At 40.4% G+C, this 20614-nt stretch carries 15 protein-coding genes; 1 reads left to right on the top strand and 14 read right to left on the bottom strand.

What is annotated here, in order from left to right; translation table 11 throughout:
* Window positions 1–7: 7 nt before the first annotated feature.
* The 11 genes from murG to HRT55_RS06140 form a co-directional block, all read right to left on the bottom strand.
* Window positions 8–1240: an undecaprenyldiphospho-muramoylpentapeptide beta-N-acetylglucosaminyltransferase gene (murG, locus tag HRT55_RS06190; protein WP_291619718.1), complete on the bottom strand. Its 1233-nt coding sequence runs from the start codon at window positions 1238–1240 to the stop codon at window positions 8–10.
* Window positions 1240–2481, bottom strand: coding sequence for a cell division protein FtsW (gene ftsW, locus HRT55_RS06185; RefSeq protein ID WP_291620435.1), 1242 nt, complete (start codon window positions 2479–2481; stop codon window positions 1240–1242). Before ftsW ends, murG begins: the two co-directional genes overlap by 1 nt.
* 110 nt (window positions 2482–2591) lie before the next feature.
* Window positions 2592–4007 (bottom strand): UDP-N-acetylmuramoyl-L-alanine--D-glutamate ligase, encoded by a 1416-nt coding sequence (gene murD, locus HRT55_RS06180; protein ID WP_291619716.1) that lies wholly within the window; start codon window positions 4005–4007, stop codon window positions 2592–2594.
* Window positions 4008–4098: 91 nt separating this feature from the next.
* A complete protein-coding gene (gene mraY / locus HRT55_RS06175) occupies window positions 4099–5181 on the bottom strand; it encodes a phospho-N-acetylmuramoyl-pentapeptide-transferase (protein WP_291615737.1) in 1083 nt (360 codons plus the stop codon).
* Window positions 5181–6776, bottom strand: a complete 1596-nt coding sequence (gene murF / locus HRT55_RS06170; protein ID WP_291619715.1) for a UDP-N-acetylmuramoyl-tripeptide--D-alanyl-D-alanine ligase — start codon at window positions 6774–6776, stop codon at window positions 5181–5183. Before murF ends, mraY begins: the two co-directional genes overlap by 1 nt.
* Window positions 6773–8380: a UDP-N-acetylmuramoyl-L-alanyl-D-glutamate--2,6-diaminopimelate ligase gene (locus HRT55_RS06165; RefSeq protein WP_291619714.1), complete on the bottom strand. Its 1608-nt coding sequence runs from the start codon at window positions 8378–8380 to the stop codon at window positions 6773–6775. Before HRT55_RS06165 ends, murF begins: the two co-directional genes overlap by 4 nt.
* Complete coding sequence (locus tag HRT55_RS06160) at window positions 8373–10136, bottom strand: penicillin-binding transpeptidase domain-containing protein (RefSeq protein ID WP_291619713.1); 1764 nt, start codon at window positions 10134–10136, stop codon at window positions 8373–8375. The genes HRT55_RS06165 and HRT55_RS06160 overlap by 8 nt, the downstream gene beginning before the upstream one ends.
* A gap of 107 nt (window positions 10137–10243) precedes the next feature.
* Entirely contained in the window at window positions 10244–10552 is a 309-nt protein-coding gene (ftsL, locus tag HRT55_RS06155) for a cell division protein FtsL (protein ID WP_291619712.1), read from the bottom strand.
* 2 nt (window positions 10553–10554) lie between these two features.
* Window positions 10555–11505 carry a 16S rRNA (cytosine(1402)-N(4))-methyltransferase RsmH gene (gene rsmH / locus HRT55_RS06150; RefSeq protein WP_291619711.1) on the bottom strand — a complete coding sequence of 317 codons (951 nt, stop codon included), beginning with the start codon at window positions 11503–11505 and terminating at the stop codon, window positions 10555–10557.
* Between the two features lie 60 nt (window positions 11506–11565).
* Window positions 11566–12024: a division/cell wall cluster transcriptional repressor MraZ gene (mraZ, locus tag HRT55_RS06145; RefSeq protein ID WP_291620433.1), complete on the bottom strand. Its 459-nt coding sequence runs from the start codon at window positions 12022–12024 to the stop codon at window positions 11566–11568.
* Between the two features lie 379 nt (window positions 12025–12403).
* Window positions 12404–14239 carry an acyl-CoA dehydrogenase C-terminal domain-containing protein gene (locus tag HRT55_RS06140; protein WP_291619710.1) on the bottom strand — a complete coding sequence of 612 codons (1836 nt, stop codon included), beginning with the start codon at window positions 14237–14239 and terminating at the stop codon, window positions 12404–12406.
* Between the two features lie 454 nt (window positions 14240–14693).
* Here HRT55_RS06140 and HRT55_RS06135 point away from each other — a divergent pair, with 454 nt between their 5' ends.
* Window positions 14694–15653 carry a hypothetical protein gene (locus tag HRT55_RS06135; protein WP_291619709.1) on the top strand — a complete coding sequence of 320 codons (960 nt, stop codon included), beginning with the start codon at window positions 14694–14696 and terminating at the stop codon, window positions 15651–15653.
* Between the two features lie 95 nt (window positions 15654–15748).
* Here HRT55_RS06135 and HRT55_RS06130 read toward each other — a convergent pair whose 3' ends face one another.
* From HRT55_RS06130 to HRT55_RS06120, 3 genes are all read right to left on the bottom strand, one after another.
* The gene (locus HRT55_RS06130; protein WP_291619707.1) at window positions 15749–16678 is read right to left on the bottom strand and encodes a Dyp-type peroxidase; all 930 of its coding nucleotides are present in this window, start codon (window positions 16676–16678) and stop codon (window positions 15749–15751) included.
* A gap of 92 nt (window positions 16679–16770) precedes the next feature.
* Window positions 16771–17691: a hypothetical protein gene (locus tag HRT55_RS06125; RefSeq protein ID WP_291619706.1), complete on the bottom strand. Its 921-nt coding sequence runs from the start codon at window positions 17689–17691 to the stop codon at window positions 16771–16773.
* 13 nt (window positions 17692–17704) lie between these two features.
* Entirely contained in the window at window positions 17705–20593 is a 2889-nt protein-coding gene (locus tag HRT55_RS06120; RefSeq protein WP_291619704.1) for an ATP-binding protein, read from the bottom strand.
* Between the last annotated feature and the right edge of the window lie 21 nt (window positions 20594–20614).

Below are 20614 nucleotides of genomic sequence, written 5' to 3'. Positions count from 1 at the left end.
TTACTTCTTATTTATTAGCGCTAAGTTCTGCGCCATTAGCTGGTGCAAGCTGTTGGCACAATTCTGCGACTTTTTGACTTGCATCACTGTTTGCCGCGGTAAAAGCAGCTTTAGCCATCTTTGCCAATGTTTCCGGCTGGTCAAATAGCTCGGTAATTAACGCTGTTATAGTCGCTTCATTTAATTGTCTTTGTGGTAACAGTTTTGCTGCATCACGGTTGACCAAGTAAAGGGCATTTTTTGTTTGGTGATCATCTACTGCATGCGGCAGAGGCACAAAAACAGCTGGCGTTGCTGCCATGGCTAATTCTGAAACCGTTAAAGCGCCGGCACGACAAATGACAATATCAGCCCAATGATAGGCTTGGGCCATATCCTTGATGAATTCAGTGATTTTCACCTTACCCGTTGCCAGACCTTGCTCTGCATAAGATGCAATAACTTGCTCTTGTTTACTTGCGCCTGTTTGATGCCAAATTGAAAAATCATCATCACTACTCGATAAGCAAGCAAAGCTGCTGGGCATCACTTCATTTAACACTTGTGCACCCAAACTGCCGCCAACCACCAATATATTTTTACTCGGCTTTTTATCAACAATTTCATGTTCTGCTTGCTTAGCTGATTTTTTCTGAGATAACGAGTCTTGCTGGCCAATTGAAGCACGCAAAGGGTTGCCAACTACTTCGACATCAATATCACTAGCAAAGGCATTAGGGAATGCGCAACATATTTTATTGGCAATGCGCGCTAATAACCTATTACTTAAACCTGCCGCGGCGTTTTGCTCATGGACAATTAAGGGGATTTTACTAAGCCATGCTGCCAAACCGCCCGGGGCGCTGGCATAACCGCCCATTCCTAAAACCACATCTGGTTTAATTGTTTTAATAACCCGTCGGGCTTGTATTAGCGATCGCAGCAATTTAACTGGCATAACCAGCATTGCTAACAAGCGTTTACCACGCAGACCGCTGATGTTAATAAAAGAAATATCATAGCCATGCTCAGGTACGATTTGAGCTTCCATACGATCTGCGGTGCCCAGCCAATGAATATGCCAGCCTTGCGCTTTTAGCTCATCCGCTACCGCAAGACCTGGGAATATATGACCACCGGTACCACCCGCCATAACGAGCAAGGTTTTTGCTTTAGCTTGCTTAGTTTGGTTAGTTTGGTTAGTTTGGTTAGTTTGGTTAGTTTGGTTAGTTTGGTTAGTTTGGCGATTATTAATGACCATTATTTATCACCACTATTCTTAGCACTTGGCATCTGACCTTTGTTCGTAACTTTCTGAGTAACTTTTTGAGCAACTTGCTGCAAGCCTTTAGCACTTGTTCTTTTTGAGCTAGTAGCTTGGATACTCTGTAAACGAATTTCATGGTCAATGCGTATTAAAATAACTAAAGCTATGGTCATAACTATCAAAGAGCTACCACCATAACTAATCAGTGGCATGGTTAAGCCCTTGGTTGGCACGAGACCTGCGCTAGCACCAATATTTACCGCCGCCTGAAAACACATCCAAATGCCTATTGAGTACGCCAAGAAACCTTCAAAATACTTTTCTTTAGCCAGTGCGCAACGTCCTAGAATAAGTGCTTTGTAGACCAAGGTCATACTCAGTAACAGCACCACACTGATACCAACAAAGCCAAACTCTTCGGCTAAAACCGCCATAACAAAATCAGTATGCGCTTCTGGTAAATACTCTAATTTTTGTATGCTGTTACCTAAACCCTGGCCTAAAACTTCACCACGACCGTAGGCCATTAATGACTGCGTTAACTGATAGCCACTACCAAACGGGTCTTGCCATGGGTCTAAAAAGCTAGTTACTCGTCGCCAGCGATAAGGTTCAAAATAAGCCAACATGCCTAGTGCAGTTGCGCCAACCGAAGCCATTGCCATGAATTGCCATAACTTAGCACCTGCTAAAAAAAGCAAACCGAAAGTGGTGACAAACATAACTATCACTGTGCCTAAATCAGGTTGCATTAATAGCAATACTGCCATAACACCAAAAACAATTAGCGGCTTAATAAAGCCTTTTAAGTTTTCCATGACCTGCTCACGACGTCGCACTAAGTAGGCTGATAAATAACAAAAGAAGAAAAGTTTCGCTGGCTCTGCTGCTTGTACCGTAATAGGGCCGAGCACAAGCCATCGGGTTGAGCCATTAACTGAACGACCAATAAGCAAGACACTAACTAGCAGTACTATGGCAAAGCCTAATAAGTAGCTACTGTTTTTATGCCACCATGACATAGGGATTTGTAATGCTACTCCAGCAATAGCGAGACTTAAGCCAATATAGATACCGTGGCGAATGACAAAATGAAACGGATTATTAAATAATCGTTCCGCTACCGGTATTGAGGAAGATGCCACCATGACGAGTCCGATCATATACATGATCAATCCCAAGACTATAAAACTGCGATCAAAGGCGCTGGCACCATATTGATTTGGGCCGGCCATAAAGCGGTTAATCCATTCAGGTACAGGCGGTACCGGTACTTTCGAGAGGGTTTTAGCTATTGCCTGAGTAGTTCCTAAGGACATAGTTCTTGCTAAGCTCATGGTTTTTTCTAACGACATGAGTTCTCCTTAGCTTGAACTGCAGCAATAAATTTCTCACCTCGAACCTGATAATTTTTGAACATATCAATACTGGCGCAGGCTGGTGAAAGTAATACCATATCACCTGCTGCCGCTAACTTTTTAGCTTGTTGCACTGCCTCAATGAGTGTTTCAACCTTAATGGCATTACTCACTAAATTGGCAATCTCACCGCCATCTTTTCCTAAAGTAATCAACTGACTGACTTCATCATTAAACATAGCTTTAAGCGGATAAAAATCAGCACCTTTGCCATCACCGCCAGCAATAACAATTAACTTGTTTTTATTGGTAAGCGTCGGCGCTAAACCAGTAATTGCCGCTAGTGTTGCGCCCACATTGGTCGCTTTAGAGTCATTAACCCATTGAATACCATCGTCACTTGCTACCCGTTGGCAACGATGTGCTAAGCCGGTAAATCCCGCTAGTTTTTCAACCATGGCAGATAAAGGCCAACCCGCATTATAACCAAGTGCCAAAGCCGCCATATAATTTAAGGCATTATGCATACCAGCAAGGGGTAATAGCTCGGTGGAAATTAACGCTTGCTCACCAAACATTAGCATCGGCTTGTTATCAATAACCGTCAGGCCAAAATGGCCTGGCTCTGGCTTAGTTAAGCCAAATGACATAATTTCTTGCTCGGCAACTAAACTGTTAGTCGCTTGATCTTCTCTATTTACCACAGCAATTTTCGCTTGTGGATAAATGCCTTGTTTAATAGCCTGATAATTAGCTAAGGTTTTATGTCGGTCTAAATGGTCATCACTTAAATTAAGCACACTTGCGGCAATAGCTTGCATGCTAATTAATGTTTCTAATTGAAAGCTGGATAGCTCAACAATAGCAATATCTGCTTGATTAGCATTCAAGCTGTCGTTTGTTTGCTCAAGTTGCAGTAAATCAAGTATTGGTTCGCCGATGTTACCAGCCAGAGCCGCATTTACGCCAAGCGCTTTCGCTAAATAAGCAAGCAATGATACGACGGTAGATTTTCCATTAGAGCCAGTGACTGCCAACATTTTCATTGGCTTAATCCGACTATTATTGACCAGACAAAATAATTCAATATCACCAATAACTTGGCAGTGCTTGGCAATAAGTCCAGCAATGCCCTCACCCGCTAAATCAATACCAGGGCTAGCGATAATGATATCGGCATTGGCAATTAAGCTTGCTTGCCATTGCCCAAAAATAAATTTAGCCCGAGGAAAGTCCTGCTGGTATTGTGTTTGTTCACTTGCATTGGCAAAAGGCATAGCACGAGAATCATTAACAGCAAATGACAAACCTTGCCCATGCAAAAAGCGCAGGCATGACAAACCTGTCATTCCGGCTCCAAGCACAACAATATTTTTATCTTTAAACGCTGTTAACCAAGTCATAATTTTTTTAGCTTACCTTCTTTACTTAGTGTTCTTTATTTAACGCTCTTTGTTTAATGTTCTTTGTTCAACGAGCTTTGCTTAATGCACATTAACGCAACTTAAGTGTCGCTAAACCTATCAATACTAATATCAATGAAATAATCCAAAAACGTACAATCACCCGGGGCTCTGGCCAGCCTTTTAATTCATAGTGGTGATGAATTGGCGCCATACGGAAAATACGTTGACCACGTAATTTATATGAGCCGACTTGTAAAATGACCGATATGGTCTCCATCACAAATACACCGCCCATAATAAATAGCACCAATTCTTGGCGTACTAACACAGCTATAACGCCCAGTGCTGCACCTAAAGCAAGTGAACCAACATCGCCCATAAAGACTTGCGCCGGGTAGGTGTTAAACCACAAGAAACCTAAGCCAGCGCCCACAATCGCAGTACAAACCACGACTAATTCACTGGTTAAGGCGATATGAGGAATATTAAGGTAGTCAGCAAAGTTAACGTTACCCGTGACATAGGCAAATAATGCAAAAGCGCCGGCAACCATGATAGTCGGCACTATGGCTAAACCATCAAGTCCGTCAGTTAAGTTAACGGCATTTGAAGTACCAACAATAACGAAATAGGTCATCACCACATAAAAAATACCAAGCTGAGGTAACAACTCTTTCATAAAGGGTATTAACAAGGCAGTCTCATTTGGACCTTGGGCAATATAATATAAAAATAGTGCTGTGCTTAAACCAATAACCGTTTGCCAGAAATATTTCCAGCGAGCAATCAGACCATTAGAGTCTTTACGAATGACTTTGCGATAATCGTCAACAAAACCTATGGCACCAAAACTAACCACTACAAAGAGCACCACCCAGACATAAATATTGCTTAAATCTGCCCACAGTAAAACACTGATAACAATGGAAGCGAGTATTAATATGCCGCCCATAGTTGGCGTGCCCGATTTAGATAGGTGACTTTCTGGACCATCCGCTCTTATCGTTTGACCTATTTGCATTTTTTGCAAATAGCGAATAAGTTTTGGACCAAAATATAATGATATAAACAGCGCGGTTAGCGTGCTGATTATGGCGCGAAATGTTAAATAAGAAATAACATTAAACGCTGAATAAAATTGAGTTAAATACTCACCTAACCACAATAACATTAAGCTTTACCTTCTTTACTTTGATTTTCACTAGCTTGATTTTTACTAGCGTTACTTTCATTAGCACAGCTTTCTTGGCTAGTACTTTGTTGACTATTCATTTGTTCAAACCAGTGCATTATTTCAGTTACTACATGCTCCATATGAGCACTACGAGAGCCTTTAACTAAAATGGCAATGTCTTGCTGACCAGCCGCCAATTGCTCGTTTAGCATAGTAAGCAAATGAGCCATCAAATCATTCCTTTGGCTAAAATGCTGGCTTAGCTCATTTTTGTCATTGTTTTGAGCAAAAGCATCACTAGCACTTTGACTCAATACACCTAATGACAATAAAGTATTTAACTGCAGGTTTTTGGCAAACTCGCCTAGCTCTTGATGATAACTACGCGCTTCACTACCCAATTCTCCCATATCACCTAGGATCAGTAATTGCTTGCCTGGGTAACTTGATAACAACTGCGCTGCCGCTTTCGCTGACTCCAGATTGGCGTTATAGCTATCATCAATAAGTTTGATGTTACAACCGCTTGTTTTATCGTGCAGTTGATATAAATTCAGTCGCCCTTTTACTGGCTGCATTTGCGCTAAACCTAAAGTTATATCCTCAAGGCTGGCGCCAAATTCTAAGGCAATACAAGCAGCTGCTACGGCATTACAAACGTTATGTTTGCCTGGTATAGTTAAGTTAACTTCACAACTGCCCAGCTCGGTTTTTAAAGTAAAACTCGCGCAACCACTTTCATCTAAGTTGATATTTTCGCTATAACAATGGGCTTTATCAGCACCCGTACTAAAACAAGAAAAGGTACGCACCGTTTTATCCGTTAAGCGCCACTGCCATTTATTAGTATATTTAGTGTCTTGGTTATATATGGCGACACCCTTTTCACCAAGGCCAGAGAATATTTCGCCTTTAGCACGCGCAACACCACATAAATCACCAAACCCTTCTAAGTGCGCTGCAGCAATATTATTAATCACGGCAACGTCAGGCTGAGTTAACCCTGTGGTATAGGCAATTTCACCGATGTGATTAGCGCCCATTTCAATAACAGCAAAGTCATGGCTGCGGTCTAAGCGAAGTAAAGTTAATGGCACGCCAATATCGTTATTAAAGTTACCTTGAGTTGCCAGCACCTTGCCTAAGCGCGACAAAATTGCCGCGACCATTTCTTTGACCGTGGTTTTACCACTACTACCAGTGATACCGACGGTTTTAGGAGCAAGCTCTTTTTTAACAAAAGCGGCAATTTTGCCTAAGGCTATACGAGTATCGCTAACCACTAATTGCGGCGTATTGGTCACTGCGTGCAAGTGATGATCAACGATAAGTAACTGACACCCTTGCTCAATAACTTGCTGAGCGAAGCGATGGCCATCAAAGCTAGGGCCTTTAAGGGCAAGAAAAGCGGATACTTTGGTAGAATTTTCATCGATAGCACGACTATCAGTAACTAAATCATCGATATATAAATCATCAATAGTTAAGTCGTCAATAGCCGAGTCATCAAGACTGTGCGAGCTTTGATTATCTGCAGTAAAGAGTTCACCATGGGTAATTTCAGCTAAAGTGGCCAGTGAAATTTTGATCATAATTTTGCCTTATTAGCCAAAATGGCTAAACTAGCGTGCTGTTGATAAAAGTTGGCGACCACTAAACGTTCGTTATAGGCTAATTTCTGCGTACCTATAATGGTGCCTTTGTCATCATGTTGACCGACAATGACATAATCTTCATGTCCCTTGCCTGCCAATAAGACGATATCACCCGTTTGTGCTGTTTGCAGAGTATTCAATACGGCTTGTTCTCGTTCTAAAATAATGGTTATTTGATTGCCATGTGGCTTGGTGAAACCGGCAATAATATCATTTGCTATTAACTGAGGATTTTCACTGCGTGGATTATCATTAGTCACCACTATGTAATCGGCATATTTTTCTGCCGCTTGTGCCATTAATGGCCGCTTACCTTTATCTCTATCACCGCCGCAACCAAAGACTAGATAAAGCTTTCCTGAGCAATGCTGACGACAGGCTTGTAGCGCTTTTTCTAATGCATCGGGTGTATGGGCATAATCAACTACGGCGGTAGCTAAGTTATTGGCACTAGTAGCTTCCATTCGCCCAGCTATACCACTTACTTGCTTAACTAATTCAGCAACGTCGGTTACTGGTACACCTTGAATAAGCAGAACACTGACTGCAGCCAATAAGTTATCGATATTGAAATCACCTAATAATGGACTAGTAATTTCAACACTGCCTAAGTGACTTATTAGGGTGAAGGATACACCATGACTGTGGCGATTAATGTTATTTGCGGTTACAAAACATTTATAAGAATCTATTTTCTCTGCTCGGCCATAAAGCCAAACAGCTTGTTGCTCGGGCCAGTTTTCTAGCCAGCTCTTGGCTTGTTCATCAGCAAAGTTCACTACCGCAACTTGACTATTGTCACCGGTGAAAATTTGTTTTTTTGCTGCGCCATAACTTGCCATAGAGCCATGGTAATCAAGATGGTCTCGGCTTAAATTGGTAAACACCGCGATATCAAATAAATCGGCTTGCACACGTTGTTGGCATAATGCATGGGAAGAAACTTCCATAGCAACATGGCTAAACTTACCATGGACAGAGTGCTCATCGTTAAAACGGTTGAATAATTGGTGTAACTCACAAGCGCCAGGCGTGGTATTTTCTATCGACTCTAGGTTATCGAGACTACCCGCACCATTAGTACCAATAATGGCGCAAGGTTTATTATAATTACTAAGCATCTGCGCCAATAACTGACTTGTAGTGGTTTTACCGTTTGTGCCGGTAATACCCACTATGGTCATATGATCTTGCGGCGCTTGATAGTAACTTTTTGTTAGGGTAAATAAATGTCGATTAAGTTGATAAAACTTAACCATAGTGACGTATTTTTCACTTGTGGCAATGACAAGTTCACCATGCTCGGCAGCACTTTCACACTCCGTAATGACTAACTTAGCACCTTGGTTAATCGCCTGTTCAATATATTGGCGACCATCTTGCTGGTGGCCAATAATGGCGCAGAAGATATCACCTTCGACAATTAATCGACTGTCGTTGTGCAGATTGCCATTAAAACCCGTTAAATTAACCCTAGATGGCATAACAATATCGAATTCAGCTAAAGCGCTAATGATATTTTGCGTGGCAGGTTTAGGCATTATGTTCTCCGGCAATGATTTTTTGCTCCGGGTCTGTTGGCTTAACGACTTGATTAGCTGCTTGTTTTTTTTGCGCATCTGGAGCGATATTAAGCACACGCAGCGCGCCTTTCATCACACGTGAAAACACCGGCGCTGCAACTTCGCCACCATGATATAAATCGCCGCCAGGATCATTAATAACTACCACCACCACTATTTCAGGGTTGGAGATGGGCGCCATACCGGCAAACAAACCAACATAATCATTGCCATAACCACCAGCGACCGCTTTAAATGAAGTGCCCGTTTTTCCACCGACGCGATAACCGTCTACTTTTGCTTTTGGCACATGGTCATCTACCACTTCCTCAAGCATATTGACTATGGCTAAGCTGTTTTCCTTGGAGAATATTCGTTCTCCTTCTGCTGGTTTATCTCTTTTAATTATTGATAACTCACGTTTAATACCACCATTTGCCAAGGCAGCATAAAATCGGGTTAGTTGCATAGGGGTTATCGCTAAACCATAGCCAAAAGATAAGGTAGCTAATTCAAATTTTGACCAACGTGACCTATCATGCATCATACCGGCACTTTCTCCGACCAGATCAGTGCCCGTAGTCTCAGCAAAACCGGCATCAAAGAATTTATCAAGCAAGTAATTTTTTGGTACTGATAATGCTAATTTAGCCGTGCCGACATTAGACGACGTGACTAATATATCCTCAACAGAAAGTTTACCGCGATTTATTGGGTCACTGACTCGGCGTCCGCCTAAGCGCATCCAACCTGGGCTAGTGTTGATAATACTATTAGCCTTAACAGAGCCAAACTCTAACGCGGTCAATGCAGTGAGTGGTTTCATAGTTGAACCAGGCTCATAGATATCAGTAATGGCCCGATTTCTAAATCTATGAATGGCAGTATTACGGCGATTATTGGGGTTATATGATGGGCTATTGGTCATCGCCAGTATTTCACCGGTATGAACATTAACGACCACTACGGAACCTGAAGACGCTTTAAAAGCTTGTACCGCACCTTTTAACTCTTTATAAGCAATGGCTTGAATTCTTTGGTCAATACTTAAGGTAATATCTTGTGCTTGCTCGGCTTCTTCAACAGATATAATTTCAATTTTTCGACCTTTAGCATCTTTTCTAAAACGTTTTTCGCCACCGGTACCGGTAAGTTGCTTATCATAAATACGCTCTATGCCTTCAATACCTTTATCATCAACATTAGTAAAGCCGATAATATGAGCACTAATTTCCCCTGCCGGATAAAAGCGCTTCGATTCCTTGCGCAAGTGAATGCCGGGAATTTTTAACTCTTTAATATAATTAGCAACTGCAGGTGAGATTTTCCGTTCAAGATAAATAAAGCGTTTACGAGGATTTTTAAGTACACGAGCGGTCAATTTATTGATATTTTGATCCAGCACATCGGCTAAAGCTTGCCAGTGTTCAGTCATGGCTAAAGCCTTATTGTCCATGATAATCTTAGGATCGGCCCAGACTGTTTCCACGGGAACACTGATGGCAAGTTCAGCGCCATTGCGATCAAAAATAGAACCGCGTTGTACTGTATTTGCGGTGACACGTAATGAACGTAAGTCACCTTGCTTTTTCAGCATATCGGGTTCAATTATTTGAATATAAGCGGTACGCGCCATCAAACTTAGATAAATGAGGGCAACAATAACCAGCACTAAATAATAACGCCATGGGGCGGTATTTAGTGGATTATTATTTTTGGCTGCTTTTTTATTCACACCGTTCTCATTTATATTATTGTTTTATTCGTGTCTTATCGTGCCTTTCCATACATTAAAGGCATCGAGCTTGTTATTGGCTAAACAAGCTCTAACGCTCAACGTCACTACTTCAAGCTAACAATCACTTCCGAATCCCTGTCGGGCCGTTTCATACCTAAAAGCCTTTTCGCTTTACTCTCAATCGCGCTATGCTCGGCTAAACTGCTTTGTTCTAACAATAAGTTGCGCCACTCAATATTTAATTCATCTTTTTTCGAAAACAAGATTTCAAGTTCACTGGTGGTTTGTCGATTAATATGACTGTAATAAATTACAGAAAATGCTGACATCACCACAAATACCAACAAAATATAAGTAACGCTATAACGAACAATATCTTGCCAAATATCGAACACTAAGGCACGAGCGGCCATAACTAATCAGTGTTTCTTGCTAAGCGCTCAGCTACACGTAAAACTGAACTACGCGAGCGTACATTTTCTTCAACTTCTGTTTTACTCGGTTTTAATCTTCGACCAATTAACAAGAATTTTTTACTCTTGTTTAATTCAACTTCACTAATCGGTAAGCCACGCGGAACTTTTCTACCCTGTGAGTGTTTTTTCATAAACTGTTTAACTAAACGGTCTTCAAGAGAATGAAAACTAATAACAACAAGACGGCCGCCTTCGGCTAGCACATCAAGTGATGCAGCCAGAGCTTTTTCAATTTGCTCTAGTTCGCTATTGATATACATACGAATGGCTTGAAAGCTTCGTGTTGCCGGGTGCTTTTTGATTTCTCTTTGTGGTGCTGTGGTTTTAATCAGCTTAGCTAATTGACTGGTTCGGGTTAACGGTGTTTCATCTCGGGTGTCAACAATTGCATTAGCAATGCGCCAAGCATGCTTTTCTTCACCGAAGGTTCTTAATACCCAAGTAATATCTTCAACATCGGCAACGGCTAGCCACTCGGCTGCGGTTTGGCCTTTACTGGTATCCATGCGCATATCAAGGGGACCATCCTTCATAAAGCTAAAACCACGTTCAGCTTCATCTAACTGAGGAGAAGACACACCTAGATCAAGTAAAATGCCATCAACCTTACCTGTTAGCTCATGCTTCTCGACAATGTCAGCTAAATCGGCAAAACCTTGATGCTCAATTAAGAAGCGTGAATCATCTTTAAATTTTTCAGCGGCAACGATTGCTGTTGGATCACGATCAATAGCAATTAAGCGACCATTGTCAGATAATTTAGAAAGAATTAATGATGAGTGTCCGCCACGACCAAAAGTACAGTCGATAAAGCAACCATCACCGGTAATAGCTAAGCCATCAACAGCTTCATTGAGCAATACTGAGATATGAGTGGTGTCTAATTCCATGTTATTTTTTTTATAACCTTTGTTAACGCATTTATTTTTATAAAGTGATTTGAATAAAGACTAAAGTGATAAGTCGAGCAAACGTTCAGTCAATTCAATTTCACCTGTTTGTATGTTACTAATACCTTGCTGCATCAGCTCTTGCCATGCAGTATCATGCCAAATTTCAAATTTATTCAATTGGCCAACCAGCATGATGTTCTTCTCTAAATTGGCATGTTGTCTTAAAGGGCCGTTGATTAGTAAACGACCATTTTTATCCATCTCGCAATCACTGGCATTACCCAAAATTATTTGTTTGAATAAGCGCTCTTGTCGGTTGGTGCTAGACAAGCTAGCCAAAGCTAATTCTATTTCTTCCCATTCAGCTAAGGGATAAAGCAATAAGCAAGCTTGCTGAATATCAACAGTACAGACCATTTTTCCTTGGCAATCAGCAAATAGCTCTTCACGATACTTAGTTGGTATCGTGATCCTATTTTTGCTGTCAAGGGTAATTGCGCTGGTGCCTCTAAACATATCTGCTGCTGTTTCGCCGTTTTTAGGTTGATTAATAAACAAGTGATATAGCATGGAACTTCAAGATCCACATTTATCCACTTTTTTCCACATTGCTACAGTTTAGAGAAAAAAGCAAGGCACTGTCAAGTAAGGAAAATGAAAAACAACTGACTAAATACTGGCTATAACACCAGTAAAATTAAGGGTCTTGAGGAAGTGAATGAATTTGTGGGGTTTTGTGGTACACAATCCCACAAAAAGTACTGAGAAATATTTATTTTACCAATAAATAGTAAAAAATTAGCAGTGGTGGTGGTCAAAATGGTAGTTGAGGGTTAGTTTTGCCCAAAAAGCAAAAACTAACCCTAACAACATCAGCTGTAGCTACTTGAACAGCTTAAAAAAGCTCATCATCGATAGCAAACAAGGTATGACAACCCGACTTGATTGTCGCCAGCAGAGATAAACGACGTGGCAATAAACGGGCAAAATAGTATCTTGCAGTGTGTAATTTACTCTGATAAAAATCAGCGCCATACTCACTTTGTTCATCACTAGTTTTTTCAAGTTGAGCAAGCTGCTGCAATGAGACATCTGCCATCTTAGCCCAAATAAAGGCCATAGCAGTGTAGCCAAATACGTGTAAGTAATCATTGGCTGCTGCGCCAATTTCATTTAAGTCATCAACAGATTTTGTTATTAACAACTCAGATATTTCGGTCAAATCAGCTAATGCACTTACTAACGGCTCAACAAACTCAGCCATGGCAGCGTTGCCCTGCTGAGATTCGATGTAGTCACTTACTTCTTTAGTAAATACCTTAATCAAAGTGCCTTTGCTGCCAATGACTTTACGCATCAGTAAATCCATGGCCTGAATACCATTGGTACCTTCATAGATTTGGGCAATACGAGCATCTCTAACTAATTGCTCTTGTCCCCACTCTCGAATATAGCCATGACCACCCAGAACTTGCTGTCCTGCAACCGTGCTTTCAAAGCCCAGATCGGTAAAGAATGCTTTAGCTAAAGGTGTCATTAAGGTAGATAACTGCTCACCCTTTTGTTGCACCTCACCTGTGGCAAAAGTCGCATAATCAAGCTGCATAGCAATATAACAACTTAATGCCCGTGAACCTTCATTAAAGGCTTTCATCGAGAGTAACATACGGCGGACATCACCATGAACCATGATTGAGTCTGGCTGAGCTGATTTCTTTGACGATTTAGTTAGTGACCTACCTTGGCGCCTATCTTTAGCATACTCAAGAGCATTTTGATAAGAGCGTTCACCTGCTGACATACCTTGAATACCAACACCGATACGTTCAAAGTTCATCATGGTAAACATACAAGCTAAACCTTTATTTAACTCACCAATCAAGAAACCTTGCGCACCATCAAAATTCATCACACAAGTAGCTGAGGCATGAATACCCATTTTTTCTTCAATAGAGCCACAACTAACATGATTACGGTCACTTAAGTTTTCATTATCATCAACATTGAATTTTGGCACTAAGAAAAGTGATATACCACGAGGGCCATCAGGCGCATCCGGTAATTTAGCCAAAACTAAGTGAATGATATTTTCGGTGAGATCATGTTCACCACCGGTGATAAAGATTTTACTACCGCTGATTTGGTAGCTACCGTCTGCTTGTGGCAAGGCTTTGGTTTGGATAATACCAAGATCTGAGCCCGCATGCGCTTCAGTTAGGCACATTGATGCCGACCATTGGCCACTATATAATTTAGTTAAGTAACGTTGCTTTAATTCTTCACTACCGTGCTTGGCTAATGATAAAGCAGCACCTGCGGTGAGTATTGGGTATAAGGCAAAAGAAATGTCAGTACTACAAAGCATCTCTTCCATAAAAGCACTGACTATTTTTGGCATGCCCATGCCACCATAGTTAACATCGCCACCAAGGGCGCACCAACCGCCTTGAGCAAAAGTGTCAAAAGCCTCTTTATAACCCGGCGCCGTTGTAACTTGGCCGCCAACACCTTCATCATTAAGGGTAAAGCTTACACCGACTTCATCACCTTGGCGGGCAATGGGATCGATTTCTTGCTCAGCAATCTTTGCACATTCTTGTAATATTGCTATCGCTGTTTCTTTATCAACTTGTTCACTGAGCTGGGGTAACTGTTGCCACATTTTATCGGCATTAAACACTTGATATAACAAAAAATTCATATCAGTTAATGGCGCTTTATATTCAGCCATGTAGACCTCCTTTTGAGAAAATAGATTACGTGTGGCAAACACACAATTAAAACACGTGTTTGAATATAATATAAATCAAGCTAAAGTAAAGCGCTAATCATCAAAGCTTTTCATTATTTTAGTCCCCAAGGAGACAATTAAGATGAATAACTGTATTTTATTTGCTGAACTTTATCCGCCGTTTAGTATTATCTTCAAAACTAAGTTAATGTCTTATTAAGGGTTTATACTCATATTATCCGTAGCTAAGTTGCTAAAGCTGAGTTAATTTAACCATAGACTAGTAAAGCTTAAGCGATAATAAAATTAATGACTGTGCTAACCAATGGCAGTACAAACAACCGTTCTAACAGCAGTAGTAAAGAGTAAAGATAACGTGACTTTAAATTTATGGTATTCATTTTTTCAAAAGCACCAGCGCTTATTAATAATAGCGACCCTGATGCTATTTTTTATGGCTAAGGGACAAGCTCAGCAATTAAGCTTTACTAAAACTCAAATAGAGCAAGGCTATAGTTTTCATTATCAATGGCTTGATCACAGTAAAACAAAACAAGAAATTAGCTTTACCCTAGCGCAAGAAGGGCTATTTGAGCGCTTTAGAAACTTTAAAAACTACCAAAATAGCTATGCGCAAAAAACAATTCTTCGTCGTATAAAAAAGCATATGCAGAGAAACCCTATTGCCGGCGTGCAAATACGTTATCGACAACAGCAGGATAATTATTTCATTGAAGCCAGAGGCTTAGATAACGATAAAGTAGCCTATGCCTATCAAGAATTAGCTCGATTAGAAGCTAAAATAACCAAGGAGTACTTAAAGGAGACTTATTACCAAGCTTTTACCAATCATCAGCAGATCAGTGGCATTAAGGTGAACCATGTCAGTATTGCTAATGATTCGGTGGCAGATTTGAAAGTTTTAAAGCCGATAATTTTAGAGCAGGTATCTATCCAAAACATCCGCAAAGCGACTAACTTTGTATTGAGTTTTGTGCAGAGTATTCCTTATAGTACTTTAGAATCACGACTCACTTCTTCTGGTGCCGGTTTTAACCCACCATTGCAGCTACTGTGGCAGAACCAAGGGGATTGTGATAGTAAGATGACGTTAACCGCTGCCTTACTCAGGGCTTTGATGCCTAGAATTGAAATGGCATTAATCTATATTGATGGTCATGCATTTCTTGGTATTAATATTCCAGCAGAAGCGGGAGAAGTAGCCATTGAGCATGAAGAGGTAAATTACTTATTAGCCGAGCCAACAGGGCCAGCTTTATTACCTTTAGGAAAACTAGCACCAGAGTCAGAACTAGCAATTAATCAAGGGCACTACATTGCCGAAAATTATCACGAAGTGATAACTGCAAAACCAACGGAGCCAGCCGTGCTAGCCACAGAACAGGAACAATAAGTTACCCTGCTCTGCTTACCTCTTAACTTACCGAAGCTAACTGACTTAATTTAGTTGGCTTAAGCTAACTTGGCCTGACTAAACAAAGACAATAATTAGTCAATATCAGCCACATGGGCAAGAAAGGTTAAACTCGGCGCAAAAAAGGCGCTACCGGTTTCTGCTTGGGTATATTTAAGTAAATGATCAGAATTACCATGGCCATCACCATGAATCATACTTTTCAGCATGATCTCAAATGGCTTAGGTGACTGACAATAAGACACAAAGAACAGCCCTTTACGTTTCATGTCACCATAAGGCATGCTTTGTCTAACAATTTCAAGACTATTGCCCTGCTCATCTTTAAGACTAGTGCGTCTGGTGTGTGCTGTTGGCGCCTTATCAGCACTTTCATATTCAACGTTATCTAGCTTAGTTCGGCCATAAACATCTTCTTGCTCATGCTCGGCAAGTGACTCCCAAAGTTTTAAATTATGCTGATAGCGCTGGGTATGTAGATAGCTGCCGCCAGCAAAGCTAGCATCATCTTGCTCTTTAACAAGCGCTACTGTACGGCGGTGTAAACCTTGTGGGTTTTCAGTGCCATCAACAAAGCCGGTTAAGTCTCGACCATCTAAAAACCTAAACGCTTGTACTTGTTCGATTAACTCAACACCATCACCAAGTAACTGGCATACTTTAGTGCTGACAATATGGTTAACATCAGCACGATCACTACGGATTTCAACGTATATATCATAACTATTTTTCGGTGCAATTCGATCATCACTATGCATAGCAGGAAATGGCGCTAATAGTGCAGGACGGGCTTGAGGATAAAATTCATCCCAATACGCTTCACCTATGGCAACAACACCAATAAGGTTGGCTTCAGAAAACTGCTCAGCATAATTTTCAAATAACTTAGGTAAACGAGAAATTGCCGCACGAATAAAAGCATTTTTATCATCCAAAGCATTGAATAATAAATAATTTCCATGCAAGTTTGGTTCTGCACAAACACCAAATTGTTCTCTAGCCATTTCACTTCCTGTTAACGTATTTAATTACCAAGTTATATTGTCAGTATTGTACACAATATAGTATGTCTTACCATGAAGTAAGCGGGAAAAGCTTAAATCACTTTCCATAAACCTTTGTCATCAATACACATTAGCTCTTTGAGGGTTTCTTTTTCACTGCCAAAATGATTATTAAAAGTGACATTAAGACATTGCTGCTTATTACGGGTAGTCACTTTACCCTTAATAATAGTGCCTCGATTACCACTGTCCGTATTTTGCCAAACCGATTTTCTTTGGTTGTCATCATTAAGTAAAGTGACAACTTTTTCTTGCATCAGTGCAACATCTTGCGCGGTTAAATACTTAGCAGAACGAGAGTCTTTATCAACAATGCCAGTTAAGCCTGCTACCATTTCAAATGGCAGAGATATCACCCCTTTAAAAAAACCTGACACTATGCCACTACTTGCTTCTGAGCCAATTGTTTTAGCGTCAACAATGGTATTTTCAATACGTGTAAGGTACAGCGGGATATATTCTCTGGACAGCTCAATTTCTGCTAGGTATTTCGTTGAGTGAGGCCGCCACAGGGCAACTTCTGCTGTGGTATTATTTGTAGTTTTAACAACGGCATCAACACGTTTAAGTATTGCCGGCATTGAAGCTTGTAGTTTTGCCACTTGCTGCTCTATGCTCGCCAGTTGACTTAGCACTGTAGGTAACTGTCTTGAATAATGCTCACTTTCCGCTATGGCTTGTTGCACGACAGGCAGCGAGTCTGCTACTTGCGATAAAATAGCTGGGGTTTGTTGTAAAACTAATTCTCTCACTTTACCAATTTCTACTCTGACGAGGGCAACCTCATTGACTATATCATCTACTTTCGGACTTACTGAATCGACTGTTTTAGTAGTTTTATCAATAATACTGATAATAGCGGGCAGGTGCAGAGTGAACTTGAATAACGACAAGGCTAAAAATGCAATAGCAAGCGCCAACAGGGCTTGTGAATAAGAAAACGGTTTCGTCATAATTTAATACCAATTACTCTTGTTCTATTAAGCTAATTTCATCAACTAGACAATGCGCCAACTCACTAATTAACACATGATCGGGTTTATCTGTCGCTGATTCTCTCTTAATTATAATCTCTAATTCTTTTGCTGCTTGGTTAAGCTCATTAAAACCAAACATTTGAGCCGCGCCCGCTAAGCGATGAGCAAGGTAAGCCTGTTTTTCTATATCATGATCGCCACTACTAACTAACAAGTCTCGTTTATCGTCACTAAGGTTTATTTTAAATTCACTTACTAAGTCACTCAAGTCAATCTGAGCAAGGCTTTCTTCAGCTTTAGTAACAAGATCAGTGTTAGAGTTATTGTCACTATGAGAGCTGAAGTATTTGGTTATGGTGGCTATAAAGGTCTGTCGTTCTATGGGCTTCTTTAAGTGTCCGGTAAAACCTAACCCTAGGTATTGACTAACTTCATGAGACATAGCGTTCGCCGTTAAGGCATAAATAGGCTGCTTATAGCCTAAATCACGTAGTGCTTTAAACGCTTCAACACCATCCATCTCCGGCATTTGAATATCCAAAAGCACAATAGTTGGCTGATGTTCAAGGCAAAGTTGTACCGCTTCCTTACCATTACTAGCGACAATGACCTCTAAACCTAAACCGGACAATAGTCGGGCTATCAAGCGACGGTTATCATCATGATCTTCAGCCAAAAGTATTTTACCGCTAAATAGGTTAGCACTGTCATGCTCTATGGGAGAATCGGTTGTGGTACTTAGACGGTCGTTGTTATTATGCATGCAGGGCAAAGTTAAACAGAAAGTACTACCCTGCCCTAACTTACTGGTCACAGAAATATTGCCTGACATTAATTTTGCCAGTTGGTTTGATAAACTCAAGCCAAGTCCAGAGCCACCAAAACGGCGGCTAATACTATTATCCGCTTGAGTAAATATTTCAAAAACTTGTGCTAAGTGATCTTTACTCAAACCAATGCCGGTGTCGGTGACAGTGAAAATCAATTGTCCATTTTGCCAATTAATATCAAGTGTTACCTGACCTTTTTCGGTGAACTTAATCGCGTTGGCGCATAGGTTCAATAGTATTTGTTTTAAGCGCAAGCTATCCACTTGAATAATAAAGGGTAAAGATAATTGATGTTCAATAGTAAAGCGTAACTGCTTTTGCTGAGCTTGATCAGTAAAGGTATGGGCTAAATCTTGAATTAACTCGCTTAAGTCCAATGGTTGTATTTCTAATTCAAACTTATTCGCTTCAATTCGACTTAAATCCAAAATATCATTGATTAACTCTAATAAATGTAAACTATTGCCATGGATAACGGCGATATCTTCTTGAACTTTATTTTTCTCAATATCACCATGAATAATAGCTTCTGAGTGACCTACAATAGCGGTAAGTGGTGTGCGTATTTCATGACTCATATTAGCAAGAAATTGACTTTTAACTTGGTTAGCTTGAGCCAATTCATGGGTTAAATCTTCAAGTTCACGGGTCCGCTGTTTAACACGAAACTCCAACTCTTGTGTTAAGCGCTTTTCAAGGTAACGTCGGTAGATAAAAAACACTACCACTAGAATAAGCACTAGAGCTAAAATGATAATATTGCGTTGCTGCTCTATTTTAGCTGATCGTAAACTCTGTAGTTTTCTGCGCTGCTCCAAATCAACTATTCTCTGTTTTAACTGCTCTGCCTCAAACTCCGCTAGCTTATCGTTAAGCAAGTTATTAGAAATAAGCAGGTAACTTTTTTCATAGCCTTGTTGTTCAGTCAGTGCTTTAACATACTCATGTTTCCCTGCATAAATTAATGCGGAAATGGCCATGTTTTCGGTCAATAGCAACTGGTAATCTATTTTTTTTCCAACTGCGATAGAACGTTCAATGTAACTATTTGCCAGGGGTAAATCGCCTGAATAAAAGGAGGCTTTAGCCAGGCTTTGTAAACTACCCGCAATTGCTTTTTGGTGGCCCAACTCTTCGCTAGCCGTTAATGCTTTTTTACCATAAAAAATTGCTTGTTTAACATCAAAGGCATCATTATAAAGCTCAGACATATTATGCAATTGTGAAGCAATATCATGTTTATAATCATGTTCTTGAAAATAACTCAATGCTGCTAATAAATGTTCTTCCGCTAATTTAAATTGCCGAGAGTGTTTATAAGCAATACCTAAGTCTGCTCTAGCCTTAGCCACACCATGTTCGTCTTTAAATTGCTGACGTTTTCTGATAACAACAGTCAACATATCAATGGCACTATCAAAGCGCCGTAAACTAATATGCAGGGCGGCAATGTTATAGCGAACGTCAACTCTATCGACTTCATCGCCATAACGGGCATATAAGGGTTCAGCCAATTGATAATTTATTAAAGATAAATTAGGTTGCCCTAATGAGGTATAAACAAGTGCAATATTATTTAATAGGTTTGCTCGTTCAATGGCAAAAGTATTAACGTTATTCACTTGATTATCATCATAATAAGTAAGGGATGTTTGATACGCTTTTAAGGCTGGTTTTAGCTCGCCTTGATAATACAGCAGGATGCCAAGCATTTTATTTGCTTGTGCTGCTAAGCTAGCTAAATCTGCCTGCACGGCTATAGCTCTTGCCTGTTGAACGATTTCAATACCTTGATTATATTGATGCAGGCTAAATAGAGTTTTAGCTTGTTGTAGTGATATCAATACTTTTTCTGCCGCATTAAGGGCTGGGGACTGAATCAGTTGCGATAATTCCAGCAAGGCTTGCTGTTTATTTGTATTCTGCTTTATTTCGCTAAGCTGTTGTTCTACCGAGCGATGCTGCGCCAAAGCTTTATTGAAGCCTACTAAATTGCTGATGGTCAAGACAAAAAAGAGCAGTATTATTTGTTTTAGTGGTTCCATCATGGGGTATTTAGAGCTCAACTT

Source organism: Colwellia sp., assembly GCF_013214175.1.
Taxonomy (GTDB): Bacteria; Pseudomonadota; Gammaproteobacteria; order Enterobacterales; family Alteromonadaceae; genus Colwellia.
Note: the sequence above shows the minus strand (reverse complement) of the source record. Positions and strands in the feature narration are given on the sequence as shown.

Excerpts from the sequence above, each read along its gene's own strand:
- murG (WP_291619718.1), bottom strand. The coding sequence starts at position 1,240 with ATGGTCATTAATAATCGCCAAACTAACCAAACTAACCAAACTAACCAA.
- ftsW (WP_291620435.1), bottom strand. The coding sequence starts at position 2,481 with ATGGCCGGCCCAAATCAATATGGTGCCAGCGCCTTTGATCGCAGTTTT.
- murD (WP_291619716.1), bottom strand. The coding sequence starts at position 4,007 with ATGACTTGGTTAACAGCGTTTAAAGATAAAAATATTGTTGTGCTTGGA.
- mraY (WP_291615737.1), bottom strand. The coding sequence starts at position 5,181 with ATGTTATTGTGGTTAGGTGAGTATTTAACTCAATTTTATTCAGCGTTT.
- murF (WP_291619715.1), bottom strand. The coding sequence starts at position 6,776 with ATGATCAAAATTTCACTGGCCACTTTAGCTGAAATTACCCATGGTGAA.
- HRT55_RS06165 (WP_291619714.1), bottom strand. The coding sequence starts at position 8,380 with ATGCCTAAACCTGCCACGCAAAATATCATTAGCGCTTTAGCTGAATTC.
- ftsL (WP_291619712.1), bottom strand. The coding sequence starts at position 10,552 with ATGGCCGCTCGTGCCTTAGTGTTCGATATTTGGCAAGATATTGTTCGT.
- rsmH (WP_291619711.1), bottom strand. The coding sequence starts at position 11,505 with ATGGAATTAGACACCACTCATATCTCAGTATTGCTCAATGAAGCTGTT.
- mraZ (WP_291620433.1), bottom strand. The coding sequence starts at position 12,024 with ATGTTTAGAGGCACCAGCGCAATTACCCTTGACAGCAAAAATAGGATC.
- HRT55_RS06140 (WP_291619710.1), bottom strand. The coding sequence starts at position 14,239 with ATGGCTGAATATAAAGCGCCATTAACTGATATGAATTTTTTGTTATAT.
- HRT55_RS06135 (WP_291619709.1), top strand. The coding sequence starts at position 14,694 with ATGGCTAAGGGACAAGCTCAGCAATTAAGCTTTACTAAAACTCAAATA.
- HRT55_RS06130 (WP_291619707.1), bottom strand. The coding sequence starts at position 16,678 with ATGGCTAGAGAACAATTTGGTGTTTGTGCAGAACCAAACTTGCATGGA.
- HRT55_RS06125 (WP_291619706.1), bottom strand. The coding sequence starts at position 17,691 with ATGACGAAACCGTTTTCTTATTCACAAGCCCTGTTGGCGCTTGCTATT.
- HRT55_RS06120 (WP_291619704.1), bottom strand. The coding sequence starts at position 20,593 with ATGATGGAACCACTAAAACAAATAATACTGCTCTTTTTTGTCTTGACC.